At 48.0% G+C, this 2,857-nt stretch carries 2 protein-coding genes; one reads left to right on the plus strand and one right to left on the minus strand.

Features of this window, described 5'->3' with window-relative positions; genetic code table 11:
• Positions 1–104 precede the first annotated feature (104 nt).
• Positions 105–878: a Sir2 family NAD-dependent protein deacetylase gene (locus A5295_RS05790; RefSeq protein ID WP_064622136.1), complete on the plus strand. Its 774-nt coding sequence runs from the start codon at positions 105–107 to the stop codon at positions 876–878.
• A 25-nt stretch (positions 879–903) separates the two neighbouring features.
• Here A5295_RS05790 and A5295_RS05795 read toward each other — a convergent pair whose 3' ends face one another.
• Positions 904–2,823 (minus strand): alpha-glucosidase, encoded by a 1,920-nt coding sequence (locus A5295_RS05795; protein WP_064622138.1) that lies wholly within the window; start codon positions 2,821–2,823, stop codon positions 904–906.
• Positions 2,824–2,857 lie beyond the last annotated feature (34 nt).

The raw sequence follows: 2,857 nt of genomic DNA on the forward strand, positions 1-2,857 counted from the left end.
GAATACAAAGCACATAAAAACACAAAAAGCGTAAAGCGCATAAAGAAAAATAAGAAAATAAGAATAGGGTATTAACAGACATTAATAAAAGAAGGAGCAGAAGAATGAGCAACAAGCAATCGAGCAATAGAGCACACCACATTGTTGTGCTCACAGGCGCAGGAATCTCCACAAGCGCAGGCATTCCCGACTTTCGCGGTCCAGATGGAGTTTGGACTAAGCACCCAGAGCAAATGAACGTTTATGACATAGACGCATTTTTAAGCAGTAAAGAGGAACGCGTCTACTCTTGGCGCTGGCAAAAAGAATCTCCCGTTTGGAACGCACAGCCGGGGACTGCGCACAAAGCACTTGTAAAACTCGAGAAGGCAGGAATGCTCGACCTTATAGCCACCCAAAACTTTGATGCGCTTCACGAAAAAGCTGGCAATAACCCAAATATTATAGTGAACTTGCATGGAAGCATCGGAACTTCGCACTGCATGAGCTGCCACGCGAGCTATAAAACTGCCGATATTATGGCAGATTTAGATGAGCACCCGGATCCGCATTGCAGACGCACTCTGCCGTACCGCAGCAATATGCCTTGTAACGGTCTCATAAAAACAGACGTTGTTTATTTTGGAGAAGCGCTTCCAGAAGGTGCTATGGAACGCAGTGCGCAAGCAATAGTTAAAGCGGACGAGCTGTGGGTTATTGGTTCCACGCTGGAAGTATTTCCAGCTGCCAGCCTCGTGCCGTTAGCTGCGCGCGCTGGAGTGCCGATTACGATAATGAACCTGGGCTCTACGCAATACGACTATTTGGCAGAGCGTATTATTCGCGAAGATATTGCGAAAGCTCTGCCAAAGTTAGTAGACGAAACTATTGCAAAGTGATTATTGCAAATTAATGCTATTAAAACTATTGCAAAGTAACAGCTATACCTTCCCAAGGCGCAAGCGTACCGTTTTTAAGCGATGTAAGCGCGTGATTCACGTCGTAGGTTGTAACCATTACGTCACGCCCCACAAAAGCGTTAGAGGCGCGATTTTGCAATAATTGCGCGCTCTGCGTAGGGATAGGCACAGTTGAGTCAGTCATATTAACCATTACGAGCATGCGTTCTGTAGATTCCGCGGAATTTGCAGCAGATTCCGCAGCAGTCTCTGCAGAATCTTCCTGCTTTTCGCAACCAGATTTAAGCTCGCGCACAAAAGCATACACGCACTCGTCATCTGCATCAACCAAATCCCAAGAACCAGCAGAAACAATCGTCTCCGAATGACGAAGCGCAATCAAATACTTATAGAAAGCGTAAACGGAATCTGAATCTTCCATCTGCTCTGCTGCGTTAATATCCACATAATTAGGATTCACACTAATCCACGGCTCTGCGTTATTTACCGACTGAACATTAAAAGGCATGAATCCCGCGTATTTAGAAGCATTCCACTGCATTGGAGTTCGAGAATTGTCGCGGCCGCGCTTTGCGAGCGCATCCATCATCGACTCAGCAGACTGAATATGCGCTTTTTCTACGCGCTGCTTAAACATATTCAACGCTTCCAAATCGCGATACTGCTCGAGACGCGTAAAGTGCGCGTTAGTCATACCAATTTCCTCGCCTTGGTACACGTAAGGCGTGCCGCGGTGCATGTGAAGAAGCATGGCAATCGCCTTAGCAGAGCGCACGCGCATCTCCTCGCTAGCCTCACTACCCCAGCGAGAAAGCGCACGCGGCTGATCGTGATTATTAAAGAACAGGCTCGCCCAACCAGCATCCGCTACCGCTTGTTGCTGCTCTGCCATCACGCTCTTTAATGCCGTAAGCTTTAGCGGCACAGGATTCCACTTAGTACCGTTTTCGCAATCGATATCCACATGATTGAACAGGAATAACATGTCAAGTTCGCTGTGAGCAGGGTCAGTAATATAAGTATTACGGTGCGGAGAAATTCCCGGAGCCTCGCCAACAGTAAGATAACCTTCGCGACCGTCGAAAACTTCTGCACGCATCTCACGCAAGAATTCGTCTAAACGAGGACCGTCCGAGCAGAACGGGAATGGCGAAGAATAGCCGTCAGCACCAGCTGGCAAATCTTCAATTTGGCAGCCATCTTCACCCGGCAAACGACCTTCAGAATCAACATGCTTGGAAATTTGCGTAATCACATCCATGCGGAAGCCATCAATTCCGCGATCCATCCACCAATTCATCATCTTGTACACGGCAGCGCGAACAGCAGGATTTTCCCAATTCAAATCTGGCTGCTTTGGTGAATACTGGTGAAGGAAGTATTCTCCGCGCTTCGGATCGTAAGTCCACGCGGAACCGCCGAAATACGAACCCCACTTATTCGGCTCCGCACCCGGCTCACCAGGCACACAACCTTCACGCGCAGGCCTCCACCAATACCAATCAGCGTAATCACTAGAAGCATCTCTTGAAGCCTGGAACCAAGCGTGCTCGTCAGAAGTGTGATTTACTACTAAATCCATCACGACTTTAAGACCGCGCTCGTGAGCTCCAGCCAGCAGCTCGTCCATATCTTCCAAAGTTCCGAAAAGCGGATCAATATCTTGATAGTCGGAAATATCGTAACCGTTATCGTCTTGTGGGGACTTGTAAACAGGGCTGAGCCAGAGCACGTCAACGCCTAAATCAGCCAAATAATCAAGGCGAGAAGTAATTCCCTTCAAATCTCCAATGCCGTCACCGTTCGTGTCCTGGAAGCTTCGCGGATAAATCTGATACACTACTGCATTCGCCCACCAAGGGTTTGGAGTAGCGCCGTTCGTGCGCACGGATTCTGGCAAGTTTGCTCTGTCAAAAGTAGTCATTTAATCCCCATTAATTTACATTGATAAGTATTTT

It is taken from the genome of Gardnerella sp. 26-12 (assembly GCF_001660745.1).
GTDB classification, from domain to species: domain Bacteria; phylum Actinomycetota; class Actinomycetes; order Actinomycetales; family Bifidobacteriaceae; genus Bifidobacterium; species Bifidobacterium swidsinskii.

Bases quoted from the DNA above. Each gene is read 5' to 3' on its own strand.
- A5295_RS05790 (WP_064622136.1), top strand. From the start codon at position 105: ATGAGCAACAAGCAATCGAGCAATAGAGCACACCACATTGTTGTGCTC.
- A5295_RS05795 (WP_064622138.1), bottom strand. From the start codon at position 2,823: ATGACTACTTTTGACAGAGCAAACTTGCCAGAATCCGTGCGCACGAAC.